The 24,935-nt window shown below is 69.6% G+C and carries 23 protein-coding genes; 9 read left to right on the forward strand and 14 right to left on the reverse strand.

Translation table 11 applies throughout. The features are described 5' to 3' along the window. The first annotated feature begins 121 nt into the window (after positions 1 to 121). Positions 122 to 997: a hypothetical protein gene (locus BLP62_RS03930; protein WP_093006070.1), complete on the forward strand. Its 876-nt coding sequence runs from the start codon at positions 122 to 124 to the stop codon at positions 995 to 997. Between the two features lie 112 nt (positions 998 to 1,109). On the opposite strand, the gene BLP62_RS03935 is transcribed toward BLP62_RS03930, so the two are convergent. Beyond that, positions 1,110 to 1,544 carry a hypothetical protein gene (locus tag BLP62_RS03935; protein ID WP_014629713.1) on the reverse strand — a complete coding sequence of 145 codons (435 nt, stop codon included), beginning with the start codon at positions 1,542 to 1,544 and terminating at the stop codon, positions 1,110 to 1,112. A 56-nt stretch (positions 1,545 to 1,600) separates the two neighbouring features. Beyond that, on the reverse strand, positions 1,601 to 1,969 hold the full coding sequence (aroH, locus tag BLP62_RS03940; protein WP_093006072.1) for a chorismate mutase: 369 nt from the start codon (positions 1,967 to 1,969) through the stop codon (positions 1,601 to 1,603). Between the two features lie 58 nt (positions 1,970 to 2,027). On the opposite strand from aroH, the gene BLP62_RS03945 reads away from it, so the two are divergent. Beyond that, complete coding sequence (locus tag BLP62_RS03945; protein ID WP_093006074.1) at positions 2,028 to 2,690, forward strand: PIG-L deacetylase family protein; 663 nt, start codon at positions 2,028 to 2,030, stop codon at positions 2,688 to 2,690. Here BLP62_RS03945 and BLP62_RS03950 read toward each other — a convergent pair. Genes BLP62_RS03950 through BLP62_RS03980 form a run of 7 tightly spaced genes read right to left on the reverse strand, consistent with a single transcriptional unit; the run spans position 2,578 to position 9,175 of the window. Continuing rightward, on the reverse strand, positions 2,578 to 3,939 hold the full coding sequence (locus tag BLP62_RS03950; RefSeq protein WP_093006076.1) for a chloride channel protein: 1,362 nt from the start codon (positions 3,937 to 3,939) through the stop codon (positions 2,578 to 2,580). The genes BLP62_RS03945 and BLP62_RS03950 overlap by 113 nt on opposite strands. Next, positions 3,939 to 5,048, reverse strand: a complete 1,110-nt coding sequence (locus tag BLP62_RS03955; protein WP_093006078.1) for an amidohydrolase family protein — start codon at positions 5,046 to 5,048, stop codon at positions 3,939 to 3,941. The genes BLP62_RS03950 and BLP62_RS03955 overlap by 1 nt, the downstream gene beginning before the upstream one ends. Next, on the reverse strand, positions 5,029 to 5,811 hold the full coding sequence (locus BLP62_RS03960; RefSeq protein ID WP_093006080.1) for a GNAT family N-acetyltransferase: 783 nt from the start codon (positions 5,809 to 5,811) through the stop codon (positions 5,029 to 5,031). Before BLP62_RS03960 ends, BLP62_RS03955 begins: the two co-directional genes overlap by 20 nt. After that, the gene (gene menC / locus BLP62_RS03965) at positions 5,784 to 6,893 is read right to left on the reverse strand and encodes an o-succinylbenzoate synthase (protein WP_093006082.1); all 1,110 of its coding nucleotides are present in this window, start codon (positions 6,891 to 6,893) and stop codon (positions 5,784 to 5,786) included. Before menC ends, BLP62_RS03960 begins: the two co-directional genes overlap by 28 nt. Then, the gene (gene serS, locus BLP62_RS03970; RefSeq protein ID WP_093006084.1) at positions 6,884 to 8,149 is read right to left on the reverse strand and encodes a serine--tRNA ligase; all 1,266 of its coding nucleotides are present in this window, start codon (positions 8,147 to 8,149) and stop codon (positions 6,884 to 6,886) included. The genes menC and serS overlap by 10 nt, the downstream gene beginning before the upstream one ends. A gap of 2 nt (positions 8,150 to 8,151) precedes the next feature. Then, on the reverse strand, positions 8,152 to 8,421 hold the full coding sequence (gene gatC, locus BLP62_RS03975; protein ID WP_176758132.1) for an Asp-tRNA(Asn)/Glu-tRNA(Gln) amidotransferase subunit GatC: 270 nt from the start codon (positions 8,419 to 8,421) through the stop codon (positions 8,152 to 8,154). 10 nt (positions 8,422 to 8,431) lie between these two features. Then, positions 8,432 to 9,175 carry a DUF554 domain-containing protein gene (locus BLP62_RS03980; RefSeq protein WP_093006088.1) on the reverse strand — a complete coding sequence of 248 codons (744 nt, stop codon included), beginning with the start codon at positions 9,173 to 9,175 and terminating at the stop codon, positions 8,432 to 8,434. A 20-nt stretch (positions 9,176 to 9,195) separates the two neighbouring features. Here BLP62_RS03980 and mnmC2 point away from each other — a divergent pair, with 20 nt between their 5' ends. Next, positions 9,196 to 9,849 (forward strand): tRNA (5-methylaminomethyl-2-thiouridine)(34)-methyltransferase MnmC2, encoded by a 654-nt coding sequence (gene mnmC2, locus BLP62_RS03985; RefSeq protein WP_093006090.1) that lies wholly within the window; start codon positions 9,196 to 9,198, stop codon positions 9,847 to 9,849. On the opposite strand, the gene BLP62_RS03990 is transcribed toward mnmC2, so the two are convergent. Together BLP62_RS03990 and BLP62_RS03995 are read right to left on the reverse strand one after the other, a co-directional pair. Next, the gene (locus BLP62_RS03990; protein WP_093006092.1) at positions 9,746 to 10,939 is read right to left on the reverse strand and encodes a polysaccharide deacetylase family protein; all 1,194 of its coding nucleotides are present in this window, start codon (positions 10,937 to 10,939) and stop codon (positions 9,746 to 9,748) included. The two genes, mnmC2 and BLP62_RS03990, sit on opposite strands and share 104 nt — an antisense overlap. Continuing rightward, complete coding sequence (locus BLP62_RS03995) at positions 10,930 to 12,096, reverse strand: MFS transporter (protein WP_093006094.1); 1,167 nt, start codon at positions 12,094 to 12,096, stop codon at positions 10,930 to 10,932. The genes BLP62_RS03990 and BLP62_RS03995 overlap by 10 nt, the downstream gene beginning before the upstream one ends. A gap of 14 nt (positions 12,097 to 12,110) precedes the next feature. On the opposite strand from BLP62_RS03995, the gene BLP62_RS04000 reads away from it, so the two are divergent. Then, positions 12,111 to 12,794, forward strand: coding sequence for a glycosyltransferase family 2 protein (locus BLP62_RS04000; RefSeq protein WP_093006096.1), 684 nt, complete (start codon positions 12,111 to 12,113; stop codon positions 12,792 to 12,794). Here BLP62_RS04000 and BLP62_RS04005 read toward each other — a convergent pair. Genes BLP62_RS04005 through BLP62_RS04015 form a run of 3 tightly spaced genes read right to left on the reverse strand, consistent with a single transcriptional unit; the run spans position 12,733 to position 15,702 of the window. Continuing rightward, positions 12,733 to 13,944, reverse strand: a complete 1,212-nt coding sequence (locus BLP62_RS04005; protein WP_093006098.1) for a glycosyltransferase family 4 protein — start codon at positions 13,942 to 13,944, stop codon at positions 12,733 to 12,735. The two genes, BLP62_RS04000 and BLP62_RS04005, sit on opposite strands and share 62 nt — an antisense overlap. A 7-nt stretch (positions 13,945 to 13,951) precedes the next feature. Then, positions 13,952 to 15,127: a lipid-A-disaccharide synthase-related protein gene (locus BLP62_RS04010; RefSeq protein WP_093006100.1), complete on the reverse strand. Its 1,176-nt coding sequence runs from the start codon at positions 15,125 to 15,127 to the stop codon at positions 13,952 to 13,954. Beyond that, complete coding sequence (locus BLP62_RS04015) at positions 15,124 to 15,702, reverse strand: pyroglutamyl-peptidase I (RefSeq protein WP_093006102.1); 579 nt, start codon at positions 15,700 to 15,702, stop codon at positions 15,124 to 15,126. Before BLP62_RS04015 ends, BLP62_RS04010 begins: the two co-directional genes overlap by 4 nt. A gap of 51 nt (positions 15,703 to 15,753) precedes the next feature. Here BLP62_RS04015 and BLP62_RS04020 point away from each other — a divergent pair, with 51 nt between their 5' ends. From BLP62_RS04020 to BLP62_RS04040, 5 genes are all read left to right on the forward strand, one after another. After that, entirely contained in the window at positions 15,754 to 16,590 is an 837-nt protein-coding gene (locus BLP62_RS04020; protein WP_093006104.1) for a DegV family protein, read from the forward strand. Between the two features lie 27 nt (positions 16,591 to 16,617). Continuing rightward, on the forward strand, positions 16,618 to 19,554 hold the full coding sequence (mfd, locus tag BLP62_RS04025) for a transcription-repair coupling factor (RefSeq protein ID WP_093006193.1): 2,937 nt from the start codon (positions 16,618 to 16,620) through the stop codon (positions 19,552 to 19,554). A gap of 103 nt (positions 19,555 to 19,657) precedes the next feature. Further along, on the forward strand, positions 19,658 to 21,949 hold the full coding sequence (locus BLP62_RS04030; RefSeq protein WP_093006106.1) for a 3-hydroxyacyl-CoA dehydrogenase/enoyl-CoA hydratase family protein: 2,292 nt from the start codon (positions 19,658 to 19,660) through the stop codon (positions 21,947 to 21,949). Positions 21,950 to 21,961: 12 nt separating this feature from the next. Then, the gene (locus tag BLP62_RS04035; protein ID WP_093006195.1) at positions 21,962 to 23,155 is read left to right on the forward strand and encodes a thiolase family protein; all 1,194 of its coding nucleotides are present in this window, start codon (positions 21,962 to 21,964) and stop codon (positions 23,153 to 23,155) included. An 11-nt stretch (positions 23,156 to 23,166) separates the two neighbouring features. Beyond that, the gene (locus tag BLP62_RS04040; protein WP_093006108.1) at positions 23,167 to 24,900 is read left to right on the forward strand and encodes an acyl-CoA dehydrogenase family protein; all 1,734 of its coding nucleotides are present in this window, start codon (positions 23,167 to 23,169) and stop codon (positions 24,898 to 24,900) included. Positions 24,901 to 24,935: the final 35 nt, after the last annotated feature.

A 24,935-nucleotide genomic window follows, 5' to 3' on the forward strand; every position in this document is an offset into this window, starting at 1 on the left:
GCCGGGTCCTTGCCCAGGACCCCGAGACCCTCAGGCGGCACACCCTGTTCCACTGGTGGCCTAGGACGAAGGAATTAGCATAAAAGGGTATCAAACAGCCCCCAGGGACCCCTACCTGGCCGTGGACCTCATGCCCTCCCCCCACACCGGCCCCCAAATCCAGGGCCTCGGCCAGGTCTACCACTCCGGCCGCAAGGCCCCCGTTTGGGGACACCTCTTCCTCTCCCTCACCCTCGTCTACCCTCACCAGGACCCCTACCCCCTGGCCCTCAAACCCTTCCTCAACCCGGGCATGGAAACCCCTCTCTACCCCGCGAAGACCCCCTCCGAGGCCCTGCTGGATGAGGTCTTTGACCTCCTGGCCCTGGAGCCCGGCCTGAACCTCAAGGCGGTGGTGGCCGACGCCCAGTTCAGCGGAGGACTTACCCTGAGGTCCCTCATTCGGGCCGGGGTTCCCTTCGTGGGCCGGATGCGGAGCCGGGTGAAGGTCCGGCCCCTGGAGCCGGAGGTGGGGGAGAGCCTTTCGGTGGGGGAGCTCCTTCAGGCCTACCCTCCCGGGAGGGCCCGGTACTACCGGCGCTTTGGGGCCTACGCCAAGCGGGTGCGGGTGGAGTGGCCCCAGGTGGGGTGGGTGGACCTGGTGCTGGTCTGGGTGGGGCGCGGGGCTGGGTGGTGGGGCTTTGCCCTGGTCTCCACCCTGGCGGGGGGTGTGCAGGAGGTGCTGGAGGCGTGGTTTTGCCGTTGGAAGGCGGAGGTGGTGCATAGGCTTTACAAGCAGAACCTGGGGCAGGGAAGGAGCCAGGCGCGTTCGTTTGCGGCGCAGCTCATGCACGCGGAGCTGGTGGTACAGGCCTTTCACGCGATGAGGGAGGTGCGGCTGGCCTTTCCGGGGATGGCGTGGCGCCACGCCCAGAGGGTAGCTGGGGAGAGGCTACTGACCGAGATAAAAGCCACCTCGCCCCCAAGGAGGAGGCTCGGGAAGGAGGGTGAGAGGTAGGGTGAAAACTCCTGCCCTATGTTTCCGGTTTCCTTCACCCTAGGGGCCCTAGGAGGCCCCAGGGACCTTGCGCCGGGGCCCCCATGCTGGCGCAAGCCAGCATGGGGTGGTATTACTGGCCCGCCTCCACCGCCTGGGCCTGGGCCGCCCAGCGCTCCGCCTCGGCCCGGTCCCCGCGCTGGTTGGCGTAGAAGGCCAGGGTACGGGCCACCTTGGCCGCCGCCTGCCTGGCGGCCTCGTCCCAGGTGCCTCCCTTCTCCCGGTAGTTCATCCAGGCCTCCCAGGCGCGGATGGCCCACTGGGTCTCGGTGTAGATCTCGGCCAGAAGGCGAAGGGCCCGGAGGTCGTTGGGGTTCTGCTTCGCCAGGGCCTCCGCCGCCTCCAGGGCCCGCTTCCAGGGGGCGAGGTCCACGAACCCCACGGGGTAGGCCTTCCGGGCCTCCTGCCGCAGGGCTTCTACCCCCTCCAGGGTGAGGCCTCCCGCCTGCTGGGCCACTCCCAGGCTAAGAAGCGCCGCCATCCCCCAAACCAGATACGCCTTCTTCATCCCGCACCTCCTTTAGCCTTTTTCAGGATACGCCCGGGGGACCGGCGTGTCAAGGCTCATTGGGCGCTTTCCAGATCAGGCCGGAGCCGCACCGCTTCCCTCAGGTAGACGTGGCGCACCCGGTCCTGGGGGGTGTCGGTGTTCCAGAGGGCGAGGACCCGGATCACCCGGGGGAGGCTTCCCGGCACCGGCACCTCCCGGGCGGAGAGGAGGGGGACCCGGTGCATGCCGATCTGCCGCGCGGCCTCGGCGGGGAAGGCGGAGGTGAGGTCCTCGGTGACGGTGAAGATGATGGCGGCGAGCTCCTCGTGGCTTTGGATGCCGTTGGCCTCCAGCATCTTCAGGAGAAGCTCCCGGGTGGCCTGGTGGATGGCCTCCGGCGTGTCCTCCTCCACGGTGATGGCGCCCCTGATGCCCCTGACCATAGTTAGGCCCCATGCTAAGGGGTTTCCCCCTTGGGGGCAAGGCGGGTAGACTGGCCCCATGAACCTTCTGGCGGTCTTCGCCCATCCCGACGACGAGATCGGCGCCGCGGGCACCCTGGCCCTTCACGCCCGGAAGGGGGACCGGGTGATGCTGGTCTGGATGACCCGGGGGGAGCTCGCCAGCCAGTTCGGGGACGCGCCGCCCGAGGAGGTGGCCCGGGTGCGGGAAGGGCACGGGGCCCACGTGGCGGGGCTCATCGGGGCCGAGCCCCGCTTCTTGCCCTTCCGGGACACCCTGCTCACCGGGGGCCGGGAGGAGGCCCTGGCCCTGGCCCGGCTCATGGCCGAGTTCCGGCCGGACGCCGTGATCACCTGGGACCCCCTGGACGTCCACCCGGACCACCGGGCCACCCACCAGGCGGTGCTTTCCGCCCTGAAGCTCTGCCGCATCCCCAAGCTCGTGGGGGAGGCCCACCGGAAGCCCGTGCGCCTCTACCACTACCCGAGGCGGGAGCTTTTGCGCCCCTGGGTGTACGTGAACGTGGCGGAGACCCAGGAGGTGGCGGAGAAGGTGTTCGCCTTCTACCGGGAGTTCTACGGGTGGGCCTTCAGCCTCGAGGACTTCCGGGCTCGGCGCCGCCTTCTGGGGCAGGAGGCGGGGGTTCCCTTTGCGGAGGCCTTTCAGACGGAGGCTCCTCCTGCGTGGCCAGGGCTTCCCTGAGGCCTTCCGAGGGGTGGGCAGGGCTCAGCACGTAGGCCAGGAGGACGGCGGGAAGGACGAGGGGCAAGGTGGCGTACCCCCCCCACTCCGCGGCCAGCACTGTGGCGGCGAAGGGGGCCCGGGCCACCCCGGCCAAGACGGCGCTTCCCCCGGCTAGGGCCAAGGCCTCCGGGGGCAGGGCCAGGGGCCCCGAGAGCCGGGCGAGGAGGGCCCCCAGGAGGCCGCCCAGGACCAGGGCCGGGGTGTAGGGGCCCCCGTAGGCCCGCGCCCCCTGGGCCAGGAGGACCAGGGCGAGCTTGGCGAGGAGCAAGGAGAGGAGGGCGGAGAGGCCAAGAAGAGGGGTGGTGGCCACCGCCACCCAGCCGAGGCCCGCCCCTAAGGCCTCGGGCACGAGGAGGAGGCTAAGCCCCAGGGCCAGGCCCAAAAGCCCGTGCCGCAGGGGAAAGGCCAGGGGCTTAAGCCGCCTTCGCAGGAAGCGGCTTCCCTCCGTGAGGGAGGCGGCGAGGAGGGCCGCCAGGAGGCCCGTGAGCATCCCCGCGGGCAGGGCCTCGAGGCCCACCTCCACCCGGAAGGGCAGGAGGGGGGTGTAGCCGAAGAAGGCCCCGTACACGGCGAAGCCGGAAAGGGCCCCGATGAGGGCCGGGGTGAGGGCCCGGGCCTCCAGGAGGAGGCTTTGGTAGAGGATCTCTGTGGCCAGGAGGGCCCCCGCCACGGGGGCGTGGAAGGCGGCCCCAAGCCCCGCGGCAAGCCCGGCGAAGGCCAGCCCCCCGCCCACCCGGGGAAAGCGGCGGTCCAGGGCGCTTCCCAGCCAGAGGCCGAGCACCCCAAAGGGCCCTTCCCGCCCCAGGGGGGAGTAGAGGGCGAGCTGCAGCACCCCCCCCAGGACCGACCGGGGGTGGGCGAGCCTCGAGGCCTCCCGCCCTTCCCGGGCCAGGAGGAGGAGGGCGGAAAGCCCCTGGCCGCTTCCCAGGAGGCTGATGAGGGCAAAAAGGAGGGGGAGGAGAAGGGCCAGGGGCCAGAAGCGGGGCCCGGTGAAGGCCTGCAAAAGCCCCCCTTCCCCCGGGGGTTCCGGGGGGAGGTAGCCGAAGGCGAGCCCCGCGGCCTCTCCCAGGGCGCGCAGGGCCAGGTTGAGGAGGGCCACCCCAAGCCCGGCCGCGGCCCCCGTGAAGGCGCTGTAGAGGATGAGGGGGCCTAAGTGGCGCGTCCCCTCGTCCAAGAGGGGGAAGCGGTTGGGCGGGCGGGGCGGCATCAGAGGGAGTGTACCAAAGCCAGGGGCGTCCCCCGGGTGAGCCTGGGCGTGGGGAGGCCCAAGGCCCGGTACCCTCCCCGGGTGAGGGCCCGCACCAGGAGGCGGGGCTCCGCCCGGCCCCAGAGGAAGCGGGCCTCGTTCTTCACGTCCAGGTCGGGGCTTGAGCCCCTAGAGTCCGTGCCCAGGGCGAGCTCCACCCCGTGCTTGGCGTAGAGGGCGAGGGGGGCCTCCCCCACCTCCAGGTTCGCGTTGGACCGGGGGCAGAGGACCACCTTGGTCCCCGTCTCGGCGAGGAGCCCCACCTCCTCCTCGTCCACCTGGACCCCGTGGACGAGGAGGGTGGTGGGCCCCAGGACCCCGAGGGCGTGGAGGTGGCGGACGGGGGTCGTGCCCGGGGGGGTCCAGGGGGTCTGGGCGAAGCGGCCGTACACCTCCCGCAAGGGGCCCTCCCCCCGAGCGAGGAAGGCCACCTCCTCGGGGCTTTCCGCCGCGTGGACCATGAGGGGGATCCCCTCGGCCCTGGCCCACTCCGCAAGCCGCTTGAGGAGGAGAGGGCTCACGGAGTAGGGGGCGTGGGGGGAAAGCCCCACCCTTACCTTCCCTTCCCGCCTCCGCCAGGCCTCCACCTTCCGCCGCACCGCCCTATAGACCTCCTCCGCCAGGGAGGGCTCCGGGGCGAAGACCTCGTAGAAGGCCACCCCGGGGAGGGGGCTTTCCTCGAGGAGGAAGTCCATCCCCTCGTCCTTGAAGACGATGTCGGCGAAGGCTCCCGCCCCGGAGGCCAGAAGCTCCTCCAGGCCCCGCTTCGTCCCTTCCAGCCCCCGCCGTTCCCGGTGGGCCACCACGTGGCGCAGGAAGCCCGCGAAGGGCCCCCGGTAGAGGGGGAGGAGGGTGAGGTCCAGGTGGGTGTGGGCGTTCACCGGGGGCGGGAGGAGGGCAAGGCCCTTGTGGACCACCTCCGCTTCGGGAAAGCGGGCCCTTAGCTCCTCCAGGCTTCCCTGGCCCACCACGAACCCGCCCTGCACCGCCAAGGCCCCCCGGAGCATGGGGGTGCCGAAGCCGGTGTAGACCACCTCGGCGGTCCAGAGCTCAGTCCTTAGCCAGGACATACCGGTTGGGGTGGCGGAGGAAGTCCACCAGGCGGTAGCCCCGGGCGAAGTAGTGGGGGAGGACCAGGCGGCTGTGCTCCCGCCACGTTAGGGCCAAAGCGGGGTCTTCCCGGAGGATCCTCCCCCAGTCCTCGGGGATCTGGAAGAGGAGCCTCTCGGCCTCGAGGTCAAGCCTCGCCTCCAGGGGCACCTCCCCCTCCACCCGGTTCACCTGGGGGAGGCCCGCCACCTCGGGCTCGGGCGGGGGGGCGTAGATGCGGGCGTAGACCCTTTCCGAGAGGAGGTCCCACTCGGCGAGGAGCCGGTCCGAGGGGGCCCCGGCGTTGATGCCCGACATGGGGCCGTAGTGGTCGGGGAAGTAGGTCCTGGCCGTGGCCCCGAGCTTCCGCAGGTTGAAGTTGGCGTTCGCTCCCCGCATGGGGTCAAAGGTCCAGACCACCTTCCGAATGCCCCGGGCGAGGCACCAGTCCCTTTGGAAGCGCTTAAGGAGGAGGGCCGCCCCCGTGCCCCTGTAGGCCTCCAGGACGCCCAGCATGTGGGAGTGGTGGAGGGCGGGGTCTTTTGTGGGGAAGCCGAAGACGAAGCCCACCATCCTCCCCTCGGCGAAGGCCCCGGCCACAAGCCCCCCCTCGTCCTGGACGGCGATGAGGAGGCCCCGCGGCACCAGGTCGCTTTCCGCGCGCCCCCAGACCTCCCGCTGGAGGGCCACCACCTCCTCCATCTCCTCCCAGCCCCTCAGCTCGCGGACATGTACCTCTGCCATAGCGTGACCCGCTCCACGAAGGGAAGCTTCAGGTGGACCCCGAGGCCCACGCCCTCCGGCACGGGCATGAGGCCGTCCTTGGCCTCGAGGGCCTCCTCTATGAGGTCCTCCTCCCAGTAGCGGCTCGCCGAGCTCACGTCCCCGGGCTTGGTGAAGCCGGGAAGGGTCGCCAGGTGGAGGTTGTGGGCCCTCCCCACCCCCGCCTCCAGCATCCCCCCCATCCAGAGGGGGATCCCGGCGCTTTGGGCCAGGGCGTGCACCCGGAGGCTCTCCCCGTGGCCGCCGAGGCGGGCGGGCTTAATGTTGAAGACCCGGCCCGCCCCAAGCTCAATGGCCTTCCTCGCCTTCTCCGCCCCCGTGAGGCTCTCGTCCAGGCAGATGGGGGTGGAAAGCTCCCGCTGGAGCTTGGCGTGGTCCAGGAGGTCGTCGTAGGCCAGGGGCTGCTCTAGGTAGTCCAGCCAAAGCTCGTCCAGGCGCCTAAGCCGGGGGAGGTCGGCGAGGCGATAGGCGCTGTTGGCGTCGGCGGTGAGGGTGGCCTCGGGGAAGGCCTCTCGCACCGCCTTCAGGACCTCGTAGTCCCAGCCCGGCTTGATCTTGAGCTTGATGCGGCGGTAGCCCTCCTCGAGGTGCCGCTCCACGACCTTAAGCGTGTCCTCCACCGAGGGCTGGATGCCCAGGGAGACCCCCACCTCCACCGCCTGCCGCACCCCGCCCAGGACCTGCCAAAGCGGCTTCCCCAGGGCCTTGGCCCAGAGGTCAAAGAAGGCCATCTCCAAGACCGCCTTGGCCATGGGGTTGCCCCGGAAGGGCATAAGGGCCTCCCTCAGGGCCTCGGGGTTGGGGAGGTCCCGCCCCAGGACCCGGGGCAGGAAGACCTCCTCCAGGAGGTACCTGGCCCCCGCCACCGTCTCCTCCCGGTAGAGGGGAAGGCGCTCCATCACCCCTTCCCCCAGGCCCTCCAGGCCCTCCCCGAAGAGCCTCAGGAGGAGGATGGTCCTCTTGGTCTGCACCCCGAAGCTCGTCTCAAAGCGGAACTTTAGGGGAAGCTCCAAAATCCTGAGCTCTGCCGCCTCTATCCGCACGGTTCCAGCACCTCCTTGCCCAGGTAGGGGACGAGGGCCTTGGGGACCCGCACCCGGCCGTCTTGGAGCTGGTGGTTTTCCAGGAGCATGGCCAGGATGCGGGGGGTGGCGAGGGCGGTGTTGTTCAGGGTGTAGGCGTACCGGACCCGGCCTTCGGGGTCGCGGTAGCGGAGGTTCGCCCGCCGGGCCTGCCAGTCCAGAAGGGCCGAGCAGGAGTGGGTTTCCCGGTAGCGCCCCTCCGAGGGCAGGTAGACCTCAATGTCCACCTGCCGCCATTTCCCCGGGCCCATGTCCCCCGTGGCCACCTCCACCAGGCGGTAGGGGAGCTCTAGAAGCCTCAGGATTTCCTCGGCGTTTTGGAGGAGTTCCTGGAAGGCCCGGTCGGAGGCCTCGAGGCTCGCCTCGGTCATGACGTACTGCTCCACCTTGTGGAACTGGTGGACCCGCATGAGCCCCCGCACGTCCTTGCCGAAGCTTCCCGCCTCGGAGCGGAAGGCGGGGGCGTAGCCCGCGTAGCGCAAAGGAAGGGCCTCGTGGGGGAGGATCTCCCCGGAGTGGAGGGCGTTTAGGACCACCTCGGCGGTGCCCGTGAGGTAGAGGTCGGTTTCGGCGATGGCCCAGACCTGGTCGCGGTAAGCGGGGAAGTGGCCGGTGCCCACGAAGGCCTTCTCCCGGGCGTAGGAGGGGAGGGTCATGGGGAGGAAGCCCCGCCGCGCCATGAAGTCCATGGCGAAGCGGAGGAGGGCGAGCTCGTAAAGGGCGAGGTCCCCTTTGAGGGCGTAGGAGCGGCTTCCCGAGACCTGGCTGATCCTGGGCTCCCACCAGCCGTTTTTCTCCATGAGGGCCACGTGGTCCAAAGGAGGGAAGGAAAACTCCGGCGGGGCCCCCACCCGCTTGATCTCCCGGTTCGCCTCCTCCCCCCCCACGGGCGCCCCGGGCCAGGGGGGGAGGGGGACCTGGAGGAGGAGGGCCTCAAGCCGCGCCTCCTTCTCCCTCAAGGCCTCCTCCAGCCGCTTCGCCTCCTCCCCCAGGGCCTTGCCCCGGGCGACGAGGGCCTCCTTCGCCTCCGGGGGGGCCTTGGGGACCTCCTTGGCCACCCGGTTGCGCTCGGTCTGGACCTCCTGGAGGCGCCCTTTCAGCTCCTGGACCTCCCGGTCCAGGGCGAGGAGGGCCTCGAGGTCCAGCGCCACCCCCTTTTCCCGGATGGCCCGGTGGAAGACCTCGGGTTCCTGGCGCAGGCGCTTGAGGTCCACCATGGCTACTCCAGAACGGGGGGCACCCGGAAGAAGCCGTCCTCGGCCTCGGGGGCCAGGGCCAGGACCTCGGCCTGGGGCAGGGAGGGCCTGGGCTCGTCCTCCCTCAGGCGGCCTTGGGCCTCCTCCTCCCCTTCCGCCTCCACCCGGGGAAGGGCGTCCACGAAGTCCAGGATGCGCCTAAGGTCCTCCAGGAGGAGGGCTTCCTCCTCCGGGGCCAGGGGGATCTGGGCCAAGGCCTCCAGTTTCCGCAAGAGGTCGGGCGAAAGCTCCATGGGGGCTATCTTAGCTCAGCCACTCCGCCAAGGCCCAGACCAAGGGGGCGAGGAGGAGGGCGGGGAGGAAGGAGCCCACCCGCACCTTGGTGAGCCCCAGGAGGTTGATGCCCACCCCGAGGACCATGAGCCCCCCCACCCCGGTCACCAGGAGGACCCGGGGGTCTTGGGCGGGGTCGGGGAGGGCCTGGCTCAAGGTGCCCGCCAGGAGGGCCACCCCCCCCTGGTAGAGGAGGATCACCAGGACGCTGAAGCCCACCCCCACGCCGAAGGAGCTGGTGAGGGCGATGGCGGAGAGGCCGTCCAGGGTGGCCTTGAGGAGGAGGAGGCTTGCGTCCCCCGTGAGGCCGTTTTGGATGGAGCCCAGAAGGGTCATGGGCCCCACGCAGAAGAGGAGGCTCGCCGCCACGAAGCCCTCGGTGAAACTCCCCCCGCCCCGCACCGCCCGCTTGATCCTCTCCCCGAGGCCCTCGAGGCCCTCCTCCACCCGGGCCCACTCCCCCAAAAGCCCCCCCAGGACCAAGGCGACGAGCCCCAGGACCACCCCGTCCACCGCCCCGCCCTTGGCCTTTCCCAGGGCCTGGGCCATGGAGAGGCCGATGAAGAGGGTGGTGAGCCCCACCCCTTGCACCATGATCCGGGCCATCCTTTCGGGAAGCCTTCCCCTTAGGGCGAGGCCGAGCCCCGTGCCCAGGGCCACGGTGGCGGCGTTCACCAGGGTCCCCGAGAGCTTGTCCAGGAGGGTGAGTTCCATGGGGGGTATTCTAAATGGGAATGGAGCGCCTCCTCACCGCGGACGGCACCCCCACCCTCTTCCACCCCGCTTACGGGGAGGCCTACCACCCGAGGCAGGGGGCCCTCCTCCAGGCGCGTAGGCTCTACCTGGAGAAGACCCTCACCCACCTCCACCCCGCCCCCAGGGTCCTGGAGGTGGGCTTCGGGCTCGGGGTGAACTTCCGGGTGGCCCTGGAAAGCGCCCTGTCGCGGGGAGTGCGGCTTTCCTACCTGGCGGTGGAGCGCGAGCCCTTGCCCAGGGAGGCCCTGGCGCAAATCCCTCTCCCTTTGCCCCGAGCGGAAGCGGTCTTCGCCGACCTCCTTAGGGCCTGGCCCACCTCTTGCTTCCAGGGGTCCTGGGGGGAGCTACGGCTCCTCTTCCTGGACGTGCGGGAGGCGGTCTTGCCCTCCCGCTGGGCCACGGCGGTCTACCTGGACCCCTTCAGCCCCAGGGCCAACCCCGAGGCCTGGTCCCTCCCCGTCCTCTTAAAGCTCCGGAGGAGTCTGAAGCGGGGCGGGAGGCTTGCCACCTACTCCGCCCAGGGGGCCTTCAGGCGGGCCCTCCGGGAGGCGGGGTTTGCCCTGCACCGGGTCCCTGGGGTGGGGAAGCGGGAGTGGACGGTGGGTATCGCGCGAGGAGCTCCTCCCGGCTGAGGTAGGCCATCCGGGCCGGGGGCCTTTTCCGCTTGGGGAGCTCCCCCCGGTAAAGCCAGAGGAACCAGGCGCTGGCGAGCCCCGCCACGAGCCTTGGCCAGAAGGGGAGGTCTTGGGTCTTGAGGCCCAGGATCCTTCCCCCGTCCGCCAGGTAGGTGTACCCGTAGACGAGGCGCACCTCGGGGTCTTCGGCCACCCTCTCCGCCACCTTCGCCAGGCTTCGCCGCAGGTGGCGGACCGCCTCAAAGGGGGCAAGCGCCATCACCCGCTGGCTTTCCAGGTGGAGCTCAAAGGCGGGGACGCCCCGGGGAAGCCCGGGGAGGGCGGGGCCGGGGAAGGGCTTTTTCTCTATCCGGAAAAGGTCAAAGGGGCCAAGCCCCGCCCGCACCACCCGGTGCCTCCGGTTGTACCGCTCCTCAAACCCCTGGAGGCCCCGGATGAGGGCGAGCCTCGGGGTGAGGGGCAAGGGGGCGAGGTCGTCCAGGGTGGTGGGCCGGTACCCCAGGCGGAGCATCTCCGGGAGGGCCCGCTCCAGGAGCCTCAGGGTGCGCTCCGGCCCGTCGTGGAGGAGGACGATGGACCCGGGGCGCAGGTAGAAGAGGAGCCTTTCGGCGAGCTCCTCGGGGGGCAGGGGGAGCCAGTCCTTGCTTTCTAGGTCCCAAAGGGCCACCCGCTTGCCCAAAAGCCGGGCGAAGAGGCGGGTGAAGGGGGTGTGGAGGCCGTGGGGAGGGCGGTAGTAGCGCCCGGGGTTTTGGGCCATGTGCCGCCACTCCAGCCAGGGGAGGAGGAGCCAAAGGGGGCGGTGCCCCTCCCCGTGGTCCTCCACCTGGTGGCCTTCCCGCCTAATGGCCTCCACCAGGTCCGGCCTGGCCCGGGCCCTCTCCCCGGTGAGGAAGAAGGTGGCCTTGACCCCGTGCCGGGCGAGGAGGGCGAGGAGGGCTTCCGTCCTTTCCGAGGGGCCGTCGTCAAAGGTGAGGGCCACCTTGGGCTCCCGCCGGCTTCCGTGGGCGTAGGCCCTAAGGCCCAGGAAGCGGAAGAGGAGGTCCGAGAGGCCGTAGAGGAGAAGGACCAGACCCAAGGCTAGCTCCATCGCGCCCTCCCCAGGACCACGGCGTAGAAGAGGCTCAGGGCCAAAAAGATGGCGCTACCCACCAAAAAGGGGGCGTGGAGGCCGAAGGCTTCCCACAACGCCCCTCCCGCCACCGGCCCCAAGGCCACCCCCAGGCCCTCCACGGTCATCAAGGTACCCCAGACGGCGGCCCGGTTCTCCTGGGGCAGGTTTTTGGCCAGGAAGCCGTTCCAGCCCGGCATGAAGAGGCTAAACCCCACCCCGGCCAGGAGGGCCAAAAGGGCCACCTCTCCCCAGGAGGAGGCGAAGGCCAGGCGGCCCATGGCCAGGCCCAAGAGGCCAAGCCCCCCCACCAGGGCCAGCCGGTAGCCCCTTCGGTCCACCAGGCGCCCGGTGAAAGGAAGGAGGCCGAAGGCGAGCCCCCCTCCCAAGAGGAGGAGAAGGCCAAGCTGAAGGGGCTCGAGGCCCAGGCTTTCCTTGGCGAAGCGGAGGAGGAAGAGGGAGACCAGGGCCGGGGCGAAGGTCTGGCCGAAGGCCGCGGGCACGAAGAGGAGGAGGCGGACGAGGGGGTAGCGCTCCCTGGAGGGGGGCGGCACGGGGATCCGGAGGCGCAGGAGGCTCAGGGCGAGGGCCAGAGCCAGGGCCTGGGCCCCGAGGAGGAGCTTTAGCCCGAGCTCGGGGTGGCCCTGGGCCACCTGGCCCACCCCCACCAGGCCGATCCCCACCCAGGGCATCACCAGGGTGAGGGTGAAGGAAAGGGCCCGGGCCTCCCGCCCCGGGAGGGCAATGCGGCTGGTGTAGGTCATGAGGCCCGGGTAAAGGGTGGACATGGAAAGCCCCCAAAGGAGCCCCAAGGCCCACAAAAGCCAGGCTCCCTGGGCCATGGGGGTGAGGAGGAGGGCCAAAAGGCCCGCGAAGGCGGCCAGGCTCAAGGTGAGCCCGAAGCCCACCCGCTCGGCCATAAGCCCCCCGAAGCTTTTGGAGAGGTTTTCGGCCAGCTGGTGCAGGGTGTAGGCCAGGGTAAAGGCGGTGGGCCCCAGGTGGAGCCTTTCCGGGGCGTAGAAGGGCAGGAGGCCCGCGAAGTAGCCGCTCCGCACGCCTTCCATCAGGCCCACGGCCAGGAGAAGGCGCACGAGGGCGGAAAGCCCCTCCCGGGCCCACGGCAGGTAGCGAAACACGCTAGAGTATACCCGTGCGCATCAGCGTGGTGATCCCCGCCCACAACGAGGAGGCCTACCTGCCCGGGGCCTTAAAGGCGGTCTTCGCCCAGACCCTTCCGCCCTTTGAGGTCATCGTGGTGGACAACGCTTCCACGGACCGCACCCGGGAGGTGGCCGAGGCCTTGGGGGCGCGGGTGGTCTTCTGCGGGAGGAAGGGGGTGGCCTACGCCCGCCAGGCGGGGCTTCTCGCCGCCCGGGGGGAGTGGGTGGCCATGACCGACGCCGACTCCCTGCCCACGCCCCGCTGGCTGGAAAGGCTCGCCCAGAGGGCTTTGGGGGCGGTGGCCGTCTACGGCCCTTTGCGCTTTTACGGGGTCTCCCCCTTGGAGGCCGCCTTTTCCGAGTGGGGCTACCGGGCCTTCCTGAGCCTCATGGCCCTTTTGGGGCGGCCCAACCTCGCCGGGGCCAACATGATGGTCCTGAAGGAGGCGGCCCTGGAGGTGGGGGGCTTCCCCGAGGTGGAGGCCCGGGAAGACGTCCTCTTGGGCTGGAGGCTCAAGGCCTTGGGCCCCGTGCGCTACGCGAGGGACGCCCTCGTCCTCACCTCCGCCCGCAGGCTCAAGGGGGGATGGGGGCGGTTCCTCCTGAGGCAGGCTAGAAACCTCCTGGGCGATCCTCGAGGCTATTTCGGGGAAGCCGGGGAAAGGGAAAGATGAGCCTCCGGGGCTCGGCCCTCAGGATCTCATTCGCCTCGTCGTAAACGGCCACGATCTCTTCGGCGATGCGCTCCGCCGAGCGCTTTAGGGCCCAGGCCCGGGCCTGCAGGCTGAAGCGCCTGCGCTTCTCCTCGTCCCTCAGGAGCTCTAGGGCCTTTTCCGCCAGGGCCCGGAAGTCTCCTGGGGGGACCAGGTACCCGGTCTTGCCGTCTTCCACCCCCTCCAACACGCCTTCCGCCCCCACCGCCACCACCGGCACCCCCATGGCCTGGGCCTCCCAGACCACGAGGCCCTGGGTCTCCGTTTCGCTGGCGAAGAGGAAAAGCTCCGCCAGGCGGTAGTAGCCGCCGATCTTCCGGTAAGGCACGGGCCCCAGGAAGAGGACCCGGTCGGCGATCCCGAGTTCCTTGGCGAGGGCCTCGAGGTGGGGAAGCTCGGGGCCTTCCCCGATGTGCACCAGGAAGACGTCCTCCTCCTTGGCGAGCTCCGCCACCGCCTTGAGGACCACGTCAAAGCTTTTCTCCTTCCCCAGCCGCCCCACGGTGATGAGGCGCCTCTTTCCCTCGGGCCAAGGGGAAGGGGAGGGAAGGGGGGCCTCTTCCAGGAGGCGGTTATCTATGCCGGTGGGGATGACCCGGATGGGGCGCTCTATGCCGTAGCTTTCCGCCAGGCGCTTCACGGGCTCCGTGGGGGCGATGACCACCTCCACCCGGTTGTAGAAGGCCTTGGCCAGGCGGGGCACGATCCCCGTGTACTTGTCCAAAAAGGCGAGGCCCGGCACGTAGTGGGCGTACTTCTCGTAGTGGGTGTGGAAGGTGGAGACGTGGGGGAGGTTCTTGCTCCGGGCGAGCCGCAAGCCCCACACCCCGAGGGTGAGGGGGGTGTGGGTGTGGATGAGTTCCAACTCCGTGGGCAGGTACCGGGCCGAGGGGAGGGCGATCTGCTGCCCCTCGTAGAAGGGGTAGGCCACGGAGGGGACCCGCACCACCCCTTCCTCGTTCTCCGGGGCCTCGGGGTGGGCCGGGGCCAGGACCCAGGCCTCGTGGCCCATGCGCCGGAGTTCCCTCAGGAGGAGGTAGACGCTCGTGGTCACCCCGTTGGGGTTCGGGAAGTAGACGTCGGTGAAGAGGCCTACGCGGTAGAGGCGCATGCGTGGCTTAGCATAACCCGCGGACCCGTTCCAGGCGGTGCAGGTCCTCCTGGATGTGGCGGGCCGCTCCCAAGATGCCCCCCGGGGGTCCGATGCGCTCCCGACCGGCTTGGCTGGCCTTCCGGTACAAGCCTTCCTCTCTGAAGAGGACGAGGGCTCGCTCGGCCACGTGTTTGGGATCGGGCTCCGCCAAGTGCAGGGCTTCCCCGAGAAGCCTCTTTTGCCTCTTGGCGAAGGCCCGGGTGTACTGGGGACCCGGGGTGGGGAAGGCCACCACGGGGATGCCAAGGCCCGCCGCTTGTTCCGTGGCCGTGCCCGCGGTGGCCAAGGCCAGGCGGCTGCGGTGCAGGATGGCCGAGAAAGCGCCCCGGAGGACCCATGCGGCCTTGCCCTCCTTCTCCAAGCGCAGTATGCCAGGACCCGCCTCCTGGCCCTGCCAGCCCGGAAGCGTGGGGAGGGCGTCCCAACCTTTGGCCCAGGCCACGGCGGGGGTCAGGGGCAGGTGGAGCGCCGCCTCCAGCATCAGGGGGAGGCTGAAGGCCTCATCCCCCCGGGTTCCAGGCAGGAGGGCTAAGAGGTCTCCTTCGCCCACCCAGCGGGTAATGTCCTGTTCCGGTGGGGGTAGGAGGTCCATGGCGAAGCTCCCGTACCAGTAGGCGTGGGCGATGCCCAGGTTCCGGAGGCGTTTTAAGCTGGGTTCGTCCCGCACAAAGACCGCCCGAGCTTTTCGGTGCAGAAAACGCTCGTAAGGGGTGAAGTCGCTTCCGCCCCAGTCCAGGAGGAGCTCCAGGGGCCTGGCCCCTTCCAGATAGTGGGCCGAGACGAGGGGATTCACGTGATAAAGAGGTCTTCCCCGGGCTGCCAGGGCACCCACGCTTAGGGCGTAAGCGTCTCCCACCACCACCACGGCCTCGGGTTGGGAAGAAAGGGCGGCTCGCCACTGGGCCAGGCTCATGGAGAGGAAGCCCGCCTTTAAATCCGAAAGGGTATTTTTGAGGCTGCCAAAAAGGAAGCCACCAGAGGGCATTTCTTTTCTCGGCCCCAGGATTTCCTGGGCTACGCCCTCGTATGCCCGTCCTCGGCCCACCAGGGGTAGGGCCCATGTTGGGTGGCTCAAGGATGCGGCGATTTTTGCCCCAATGGCGTCTTCGGTGGGACCGTTGGAGACGAACAAGAGCTTCACAGGGCCTCCAGGGCCAGCCTCACCGCCCGGGCCTGCTCCCTTAGGGGCACGTAGCTTCCCCCCTTGTCCAGGGCCAGGGTTTCGTCCGGGGGAAGGTGGAGGAAGCCCACGGGGACGCTCTCGGGCAGGTGGTACAGGGAGAGGTAGAAGACCTGGTTGCAGAGGTAGCTCCCCGCGGAAAGGCTTGGCCTTCCGGGGATCCCCGCCTCCCGCCAGCGGGCGAGGATGCGCTTGATGGGGAAGCGGGCCTCGAGGGCCAAGGGCCCCCCGGGGACCACCGGGGTGTCCTGGAGCGTCCTTCCGCCGTTGTCGGGGCGCTCAAAGTCCAGGAGGTTCACCGCCAACCGCTCCAGGGAAAGGAGGGGCCTCCCCTCGGCAAGGCCCAGGTGGAGCACCGCCTGGGGCCTTTCGGCGTAGAGGGCCTGGAGGGCTTCCCCCACCTTCTTTGCGTCCACGGGGAGGAGGGCCTTGCGGAGGGGAAGGCCTCCCAGGGCCTCGGGCAGGAGGTCCAGGACTGCCTGGGAGGGGTTGTGGGAAAGCCCCCCGAAGGGCTCAAAGCCGGTGACCAAGAGCATGCTTCCGCCATTATAGCGTGAGGGTATTTTGACCTGGTATAAGATGGGGGTGTGGACCTAGGGCTGGTGACCGACACCGCTTCGGACCTTTCCCCAAAGGTGCTTCAGGAGGAGGCCGTGGGCCTGGTGCCCATCTACGTGCGCCTGGCCGGGCGCCGCTACAAGGACTGGCAGGAGCTCACCCCCGACGCCCTCTACCAGGCCATGCGGGCCGGGGCCGAGCCCGTGACCGAGCCCCCCAGCGTGGAGGACTTCGCCGAGGTCTACGAGCGCCACCTCCAGGTCTACGACCGCCTGCTTTCCCTCCACGTCTCGGGGGAGCTTTCCAAGACCGTGGAGAGGGCCCGGGAAGCGGCCCTTAGGGTGGCCCCCACCCGCATCCGGGTGGTGGACTCGGGGATGGTCTCCGCAGGTCTTGGGGCCATGGTCCTCCGGGCGGTGGAGTTGCTGAAGAAGGGCGCCGAGGAGGAGGCGGTGGTGCGGGAGATGGAGAGGCTTAAACGCTCCAGCCTCTACTTCAGCGTGGCCGACCTCTCCCACCTCGCCCGAAACGGCCGCCTCCCCCGCTTTGGCGAGGTGGTGGGAAACCTTTTGGGCCTGAGGCCCATCCTCCGCATTGAGAAGGGGCACACCCGCTTCCTCCGGGTGGTCCGGGAGGGCGCGGTCCCCGAGGCCCTCGCCCGGCTTGTCCTGGAGGAGTTCAGGGGCCGCGCCGCCCGCATCACCATCGCCCACTCCGACGCCTCAAGCGAGTGGATTGAGGGGCTAAAGCGGAGCCTGGAAAGCGCCCTGCGCCTGGAGCGGGGCCGCATCACCCGCTCGGGGGCCACCATCACCGCCAACGTGGGGCTTGGGGCTTTGGCGGTCCACGCCTACGCGCTAGAATAGCCCTTGGCCCTTCGGGGCCAAAGCGGCATGGAAATCGCCTTGGAGAAGCTTCACGGCCACCGCCTGGCCCTTCCGCAGGTGGTGGCGGCCCTGCTTTTCGCAAAGGAGCCGCCCCCAGCCCTCCTCCTCGTCCCCGAGGCGCGGCTTAGGCGCTACCGGGACCTCTCCGCCTTCGGGGCCAGGGTCTACCTGAACCCCGGCCTCGAGGCCCTGGAGGAAAAGGCCCTCTTCGTCCTCTCCTACGAGGAGGCCCTAAGCCCCTTCCCCGAGGACCCCGAGGCCTGGCGGCTTCTTCTGGAGGTGGGCCGCGCCTATCCCCGGGAGGCCCTCCTCTCCCGCCTCCTCAAGCTGGGCTACGCCCGGGACGAGGACTACCGCGTCCTGGGGGAGGTGGTGGAGCTCGGCGAGGTGCGCCTGGAGTTCTTCGGGGACGAGCTGGAAAGGCTTTTGGTGAGGGGGGAGGAGAGGCGGCGCCACATCCTCCTGCCCAAGCCGGGGAAGGCGGAGGGCTTCACCTCCAAGAAGGTCCTCCACTTCCCCGGCCCCGTCTACCTGGACACCCCCGCCCTCGCTCCCGAGGCCCTTTGGCCCCTCCTTGCGGGAAGGCCCGTGGTGGCCCTGGGCGGCGGGGTGGAGCTCCCCCCTTTGGAGCTCGGGGCGAGGCCCCTTCCCCCCTACCGGGGAAGCCTGAAGGCCCTGGAGAAGGACCTCGCCTGCTGGCTGGAGGCGGGAAAGCGGGTCCACCTCTTCGTGGGCCACGCCCGCACCCTGGACTACCTCAAAAGGCGCCTCCAGGCCTTCTCGCCCCTCGTTCTAGACCGGTTCCCCGGGCCCAAGGGGCGGCTTGCCCTCCTCCCCGGGGACTTTGAGGGCGGGGCGGAGTGGGGGGAGTGGGTCCTCCTCACCGAGGCCCTGGTCTTCGCCACCGGGGGGGTGCGGGCCAGGGTCCGGGTAGGGGAGGGGCTCAGCGACCCCGGGGCCCTTTCCCCGGGGGACTACCTCATCCACCCGGAGCACGGCATCGGGCAGTACCTGGGCCTGGAGACCCGGGAGGTCCTGGGGGTCAAGCGGGACTACCTGGTCCTGCGCTACAAGGGGGAAGGGAAGCTCTACCTCCCCGTGGAGCAGCTTCCTCTCCTCAAGCGCCACCCCGGGACCACGGACGACCCCCCGGAGCTTTCCTCCCTGGGCAAGGGGGAGTGGCAGCGGGCCAAGGAGAAGGCCAGGAAGGACGTGGAGGAGCTCGCCGGGCGCCTCCTCGTCCTTCAGGCCAAGCGCAAGGCCACCCCGGGCCGGGCCTTTCCCCCCTTGCCCGAGTGGGACCCTCTGGTGGAGAAGGGGTTCCCCTACGAGCTCACCCCCGACCAGAAGCGGGCCCTGGAGGAGGTCCTCCGCGACCTGGAAAGCCCCCACCCCATGGACCGCCTGGTCTCGGGGGACGTGGGCTTCGGCAAGACGGAGGTGGCCCTGAGGGCCGCCCACCGGGTGGTGGGGCACGGGGCCCAGGTGGCCTTCCTCGTGCCCACCACCCTCCTCGCTGAGCAGCACGGGAAGACCTTTAGGGAGCGCTTCCAGGGCCTCCCCGTGAGGGTGGCGGTCCTTTCCCGCTTCACCCCGCCCAAGGAGGAGGAGGCCATCCTGAAGGGCCTCGCCGAGGGCACGGTGGACATCGTCATCGGCACCCACCGCCTCCTCCAGGAGGACGTGCGCTTTAGGGACCTCGGCCTCCTCATCGTGGACGAGGAGCACCGCTTCGGCGTGGCCCAGAAGGAGCGGATCCGGGAGCTCAAGGCGGAGGTGGACACCCTCTACCTCTCCGCCACCCCCATCCCCCGAACCCTCTACTCCGCCCTGGTGGGCTTGAAGGACCTCTCCAGCATAAAGACCCCGCCCCCTGGCCGTAAGCCCATCCGGACCTTCCTCGCCCCCTTTGACCCCCTCTTGGTGCGGGAGGCCATCCTCTTTGAGCTGGAGCGGGGGGGTAAGGTCTTCTACGTCCACGACCGGGTGGCCTCCATAGAGGCCAGGCGGCGCTTTCTGGAAGGGCTCGTCCCCGAGGCCCGCATCGGGGTGGTGCACGGCCAGATGCCCGAGGGGCTCATTGAGGAGACCATGCTCCTCTTCGCCGAGGGGGCCTACGACGTCCTCCTCGCCACCACCATCATTGAGGCGGGCCTGGATGTGCCCGAGGCCAACACCATCCTCATTGAGCGGGCGGACCGCCTGGGCCTCGCCACCTTGTACCAGCTCCGGGGCCGGGTGGGACGGAGGGAGGAGGAGGCCTACGCCTACCTCTTCCACCCGCCTCGCCTCACCGAGGCCGCGGAGAAGCGCCTCGCCGCCATCGCCGACCTCTCCGACCTGGGCTCGGGCCACCTCCTGGCGGAGAAGGACATGGAGATCCGGGGCGTGGGGAACCTCCTGGGCCCGGAGCAGCACGGGCACATCCGGGCGCTTTCCCTCGAGGTCTACACCGAGCTTCTGGAAGAGGCCATCCGAAAGCTCAAGGGGGAGGTCAGGGAGGAGCGGCCCCACGTGACGGTGGACCTCGCCCTCTCCGCCCGGCTGCCCGCGGAGTACGTGCCGAGTCTCGAGGCCAGGAGCCGTTACTACAGCCGCTTCGCCGAGGCGAAAAGCCTCGCCGAGCTTTCCCGCCTGGTGCGGGAGCTCAAAGCGCGCTACGGGCCTCTCCCTGAGGAGGCGGAGAACTTCGTGGCCCTCGCCCGGCTCCGCCTGGTGGCGGAGAGGAAGGGGGTGGTGTCCATCACGGAGGGCCTCACCCACCTGGAGGTGGTCTTCCCCCGCTACCCCCTGGACTACGACGCCCGCGGCCTAAAAGGGCTTCCTTACCGGGTGGAGCTCACCCAGTACCCGCCCGGGTTCCGCCTGGAGAAGAAGGGCTTAAGGCCCCGGGACTACCCCGAGGCCCTGATGGAAGCCCTTTACCTCTTCGCCGACCGCTAGCCGCCGGAGTCCGGTTTGAGCTGGAAGCGGCCCAGGGTGGCGCCGCCCTTTGACAGGCGGAGCGTTTTGGGGTTAAACTTTGACTCAGTATAAGGAGGTGGCCATGATCAAGAAGGTAGGCGTGGTAGGCGCGGGGACCATGGGAAGCGGGATCGCCGCCCTGGTGGCCAGCGCCGGGATCCCGGTGGTCCTCCTGGACATCCCCGGGAAGGAGGACCGCAACGAGTACGCCAAGCGGGGCCTGGAGCGCGCCCTCAAGGCCAAGCCCGCGGCCTTCATGGACCCCGAGCGGGCCCGGTACATTGAGATCGGCAACACCGAGGACGACCTGGAGAAGCTCAAGGACTGCGACTGGGTGGTGGAGGCCATCATTGAGAAGCCCGAGCCCAAGCAGGCCCTCTACGCCCGCCTGGAAGGCCTCCTGAAACCCACCGCCATCATTAGCTCCAACACGAGCGGCATCCCCATGAGGGTGCTTCTGGAGGGGCGCTCCGAGGGCTTCCGCCGGCGCTTCCTGGGCACCCACTTCTTCAACCCGCCCCGCTACCTCCACCTCCTGGAGCTCATCCCCACCCCCGAGACCGACCCCAAGGTCCTGGAGGCGATCCGCCGCTTCGGGGAGAGGAACCTCGGCAAGGGCACCGTTCTCGCCAAGGACGCCCCCGGCTTCATCGCCAACCGCCTCGGGGTCTACGGGATGGTGCAGGCGGTGCGCCTCATGGAGAAGCACGGCCTCACCATTGACGAGGTGGACGCCCTCACCGGGCCCCTCCTCGGCCGCCCGAACTCCGCCACCTTCCGCACCGCCGACCTCACGGGCCTGGACGTGCTGAAGCTCGTGACCGAGGAGCTTGCCCAGGCCACCGGGGAGGACTTCGCCCTGCCCGAGTGGGTCCACCGGCTCGTGGAGGAGGGCCGCTTAGGGGAGAAGGCGGGGGCCGGGTTCTACAAGCGGGTGAACGGGGAGATCTACACCCTGGACTACCGGACCCTGGAGTACGCCCCCCGGACCAAGCTGGAGCTTCCCGAGCTTCGCGCCCTCCGGGACCTTCCCCTGAGGGAGCGCCTCGCCAAGGCCTTGGACCTTCCCGGCAAGTACGGGGCCTTCCTCCGGGAGCTTTTCGCCAGGACCGCCCACTACACCCTGGAGAAGGCTCCGGAGATCGCCTACGACCTCGTCTCCGTGGACCAGGCCCTGGAGTGGGGTTTCGGCTGGGAGGAAGGCCCCTTCAAGAACATGGACGCCGTGGGGCTTTCCCGGGTGGAGGCCCTTTTCGCCGAGGAGGGCCTCGAGGCCCCCGAGCTTCTCCGGAAGGCCCAGGGGGCCTTCTACAAGGACGGCGCCTACCTGGGGTTTGACGGGGCCTACCACCCCTTGCCCAAGCGGGAGGGCGTCCTCTCCCTGAAGGCCCTCAAGTCCGAGGGCAAGGTCCTCCTGGAGGGCAAGGAGGCGGCCCTTCTGGACCTGGGGGATGGGGTGGCCCTTTTGGAGTTCCGCACCAAGATGAACGCCATCGGGGAAGGGGTCATCCGCATGCTCCAGAAGAGCCTGGAGTACGTGGAGGAGAAGGGCTACCTGGGCCTCGTCATCGGCAACGAGGACCCCAGGGCCTTCTCCGCCGGGGCCAACCTGGCCCTCATCCTCTCCCTGGCCCAGGAGGGGGACTGGGACGAGCTCGCCCTGGCGGTGCGCCAGTTCCAGAAGGCCTCCATGTCCCTCCGCTATAGCCCCTTCCCCGTGGTGGTGGCCCCCTTTGGCCTCACCCTGGGGGGCGGGGCGGAGTTCACCCTGCACGCCGACGCCGTCCAGGCCCACGCCGAGCTCTACATGGGCCTGGTGGAGGCCGGGGTAGGGCTTCTGCCCGCGGGGGGCGGCACCAAGGAGATGCTCCTCCGCTTCACCCAGGAGCTTGCCCCCTACGAGGAGGCCGACCCCTTTGAGGCGGTGAAGCGGGCCTTTAACCTCATCGCCATGGCCAGGACCTCCACGAGCGCCCTCGAGGCCCTGAAGATGGGCTTCCTCCAGGACCGGGACCGGATCAGCATGAACCGGGATTTCCTCATCGCCGACGCCAAAAGGCGGGTTTTGGAGCTCGCCCCCGACTACCGCCCGCCCCTGCCCCCGAGGGTCCGGGTCTTGGGGAGCGAGGCCTTGGGCAACCTCCGCTACGCCGTCTGGGCTTTCCGCGAGGCGGGGGAGATCACGGACCACGACGTGAGGATCGGTCTGGAGATCGCCTACGTCCTCTCCGGGGGCGAGGGCCCCGTGCGGGAGGTCTCCGAGTGGGACCTTCTGGACCTGGAGCGGGAGGCCTTCTTGAAGCTCCTCGGCACCCGGAAGACCCAGGAGCGCATCGCCTACACCCTGAAGACGGGCAAGCCGCTTAGGAACTAAGGGGGATTGAAGATGCGGGAAGCGGTCATCGTAAGCGCAGTGCGGAGCCCCGTGGCCCGGGGCAAGAAGGACGGGGCCTTGGCCACCTTGCACCCCGTGGACCTCTCCGCCCAGGTGATGCGGGCCGCGGTGGAGCGGGTGGGCCTGGACCCCAAGGAGCTCGAGGACGTCCTCTGGGGGTGCGCCATGCCCGAGGCGGCCCAGGGGCTGAACATCGCCCGCCTGGCCCTCCTCCGGGCGGGCTTCCCCGTGGAGGTGGCGGGGGCCACCATCAACCGCTTCTGCTCCAGCGGCCTCCAGACGGTCGCCATGGCCGCCCAGGCGGTGATGACGGGGATGGCGGACGCCGTCTTGGCGGGCGGGGTGGAGATGATGAGCCAGGTGCCCATGTCGGGCTTCCACACCCGGCTCCACCCCGACCTCACCCCCACGGAGTGGAGCCCCGAGACCTACTCCACCTACATCGGCATGGGCTTCACCGCCGAGAGGGTGGCGGAGCGCTTCGGCATAAGCCGCGAGGACCAGGACCGGTGGGCCTTGAGGAGCCACCAGAAGGCGGCCCAGGCCTGGGCCGAGGGGCGCTTCCCTGAAGTGGTCCCCATCCGGGTGCCCAAGGTGACCTACCGGGGGACCAAGAAGGAGGTGGAGGAGGTCCTCTTTGATCGGGACGAGACGGTCCGCCCCGACACCTCCTTGGAGGCTTTGGCCAAGCTCCGCCCCGCCTTCAAGAAGGGGGGCACCGTGACCGCGGGGAACGCCAGCCCCTACTCCGACGGGGCGGCGGCGGTGGTGGTCATGAGCCGGGAGAAGGCGGAGGCCTTGGGCCTCAAGCCCCTCGCCCGCTTCGTGAGCTTCGCCGTGGCCGGGGTGGAGCCCGACGTGATGGGGATCGGCCCGGTGAAGGCGGTGCCCAAGGCCCTGAAGCGGGCGGGCCTCACCCTGGACCAGATCGCCCTCATTGAGTTCAACGAGGCCTTCGCCGCCCAGGTCCTGGCGGTGATGCGGGCCCTGGAGATGCCCGAGGAGAGGACGAACGTCAACGGCGGGGCCATCGCCTTGGGCCACCCCCTGGGGGCCACGGGGGCCAAGCTCACCGCCCAGCTCTTAAGCGAGCTTGCCCGGAGGGGCGGGGGGTACGGCCTCGTCACCATGTGCATCGGCGGCGGCATGGGCGCCGCGGGCGTGTTTGAGGTTTATCCGGCCTAAGGAGGAGGACCATGACCGAGGAGAAGAAGCTTTGGCAAAAAGGCGGCGGCTGGCTTTTGGAGGTCCCGGAGCGGGTCTACACCCCGGAGGACTTTGACGAGAGCGTCAAGGAGATCGCCCGCACCACCCGCACCTTCGTGGAGCGGGAGGTGCTTCCCCTTCTGGAGCGCATGGAGCACGGGGAGCTTGAGCTCAACGTGCCCCTGATGCGCAAGGCGGGGGAGCTCGGGCTTCTTGCCATTGACGTCCCCGAGGAGTACGGCGGCCTGGACCTGCCCAAGGTGATCTCCACCGTGGTGGCCGAGGAGCTTTCGGGAAGCGGGGGCTTCTCCGTCACCTACGGCGCCCACACCTCCATCGGCACCCTGCCCCTCGTCTACTTCGGCACCGAGGAGCAGAAGCGGAAGTACCTCCCCAAGCTCGCAAGCGGCGAGTGGATCGCCGCCTACTGCCTCACGGAGCCGGGCTCGGGTTCCGACGCCCTCGCCGCCAAGACCCGGGCCACGCTTTCCGAGGACGGCAAGCACTACGTCCTGAACGGGGTCAAGCAGTGGATCTCCAACGCGGGCTTCGCCCAGCTCTTCACCGTTTTCGCCAAGGTGGACGGGGAGCACTTCACCGCCTTCCTGGTGGAGCGGGGCACCCCCGGTCTCTCCTTCGGCCCCGAGGAGAAGAAGATGGGCATCAAGGCCTCCAGCACCCGCCAGGTGATCCTGGAGGACGTCAAGGTGCCCGTGGAGAACGTCCTCGGGGAGGTGGGCAAGGGGCACAAGATCGCCTTTAACGTCCTCAACGTGGGCCGCTACAAGCTCGGGGCGGGGGCCGTGGGCGGGGCGAAGCGGGCCCTGGAGCTTTCCGCCCAGTACGCCAACCAGCGGGTGCAGTTCGGCCGCCCCATCGGCCGCTTCGGCCTCATCCAGCAGAAGCTCGGCGAGATGGCGAGCCGCATCTACGCAGCGGAAAGCGCCGTCTACCGCACCGTGGGCCTCATTGACGAGGCCCTCGCGGGGAAGAAGGGCCCCGAGGCGGTCATGGCGGGCATTGAGGAGTACGCCGTGGAGGCCAGCATCATCAAGGTGCTGGGCTCCGAGGTCCTGGACTACGTGGTGGACGAGGGGGTGCAGATCCACGGGGGCTACGGCTACTCCCAGGAGTACCCCATTGAAAGGGCCTACCGCGACGCCCGCATCAACCGCATCTTTGAGGGCACCAACGAGATCAACCGCCTCCTCATCCCGGGCATGCTCCTCCGCCGGGCCCTGAAGGGCCAGCTCCCCCTCCTGCAGGCCGTCCAGCGGCTCCAGAAGGAGCTTCTGGAGCCGAGCTTTGAGGAGCCCGAGGACCTCGAGCTCCACCAGGTCCAAAACCTGAAGAAGCTCGCCCTCATGGTGGCCGGGCTCGCCGTGCAGAAGTACGGCCAGGGGGTGGAGGAGGAGCAGGAGGTGCTGGGGGCGGTGGCCGACATCCTCATTGACGCCTACGCCGCGGAGAGCGCCCTCCTCCGGGCCAGGCGGCTTGGCGGGCTCGCCCAGGTCCTCGCCCGCATCTACCTGGCCCAGGCCCTGGACCGGGCCCAGGCGGGGGCGCTTTCGGTGCTGCCCCGCCTCGTGGAAGGGGACGAGGCCCGGGTGGTCTACTCCGCCGCCCGCAGGCTCACGAAGCGCGAGCCCCTGGACCTCGTGGCCCTGCGCCGCCAGGCGGCGGAGGCGGTGCTGGAGGCGGGGGGCTACCCGATTCCCCGTTAAGTGCCTCACACCGCCCCGTGCGGGCTTGCCCCGCA

The sequence above is a fragment of the Thermus arciformis genome (assembly GCF_900102145.1).
GTDB classification, from domain to species: domain Bacteria; phylum Deinococcota; class Deinococci; order Deinococcales; family Thermaceae; genus Thermus; species Thermus arciformis.

Coding starts and splice junctions, on each gene's coding strand:
- BLP62_RS03935 (WP_014629713.1), bottom strand. CDS start 1,544: ATGAAGAAGGCGTATCTGGTTTGGGGGATGGCGGCGCTTCTTAGCCTG.
- aroH (WP_093006072.1), bottom strand. CDS start 1,969: ATGGTCAGGGGCATCAGGGGCGCCATCACCGTGGAGGAGGACACGCCG.
- BLP62_RS03945 (WP_093006074.1), top strand. CDS start 2,028: ATGAACCTTCTGGCGGTCTTCGCCCATCCCGACGACGAGATCGGCGCC.
- BLP62_RS03950 (WP_093006076.1), bottom strand. CDS start 3,939: ATGCCGCCCCGCCCGCCCAACCGCTTCCCCCTCTTGGACGAGGGGACG.
- BLP62_RS03955 (WP_093006078.1), bottom strand. CDS start 5,048: ATGTCCTGGCTAAGGACTGAGCTCTGGACCGCCGAGGTGGTCTACACC.
- BLP62_RS03960 (WP_093006080.1), bottom strand. CDS start 5,811: ATGGCAGAGGTACATGTCCGCGAGCTGAGGGGCTGGGAGGAGATGGAG.
- serS (WP_093006084.1), bottom strand. CDS start 8,149: ATGGTGGACCTCAAGCGCCTGCGCCAGGAACCCGAGGTCTTCCACCGG.
- gatC (WP_176758132.1), bottom strand. CDS start 8,421: ATGGAGCTTTCGCCCGACCTCTTGCGGAAACTGGAGGCCTTGGCCCAG.
- BLP62_RS03980 (WP_093006088.1), bottom strand. CDS start 9,175: ATGGAACTCACCCTCCTGGACAAGCTCTCGGGGACCCTGGTGAACGCC.
- mnmC2 (WP_093006090.1), top strand. CDS start 9,196: ATGGAGCGCCTCCTCACCGCGGACGGCACCCCCACCCTCTTCCACCCC.
- BLP62_RS03990 (WP_093006092.1), bottom strand. CDS start 10,939: ATGGAGCTAGCCTTGGGTCTGGTCCTTCTCCTCTACGGCCTCTCGGAC.
- BLP62_RS04005 (WP_093006098.1), bottom strand. CDS start 13,944: ATGCGCCTCTACCGCGTAGGCCTCTTCACCGACGTCTACTTCCCGAAC.
- BLP62_RS04015 (WP_093006102.1), bottom strand. CDS start 15,702: ATGCTCTTGGTCACCGGCTTTGAGCCCTTCGGGGGGCTTTCCCACAAC.
- mfd (WP_093006193.1), top strand. CDS start 16,618: ATGGAAATCGCCTTGGAGAAGCTTCACGGCCACCGCCTGGCCCTTCCG.
- BLP62_RS04030 (WP_093006106.1), top strand. CDS start 19,658: ATGATCAAGAAGGTAGGCGTGGTAGGCGCGGGGACCATGGGAAGCGGG.
- BLP62_RS04035 (WP_093006195.1), top strand. CDS start 21,962: ATGCGGGAAGCGGTCATCGTAAGCGCAGTGCGGAGCCCCGTGGCCCGG.
- BLP62_RS04040 (WP_093006108.1), top strand. CDS start 23,167: ATGACCGAGGAGAAGAAGCTTTGGCAAAAAGGCGGCGGCTGGCTTTTG.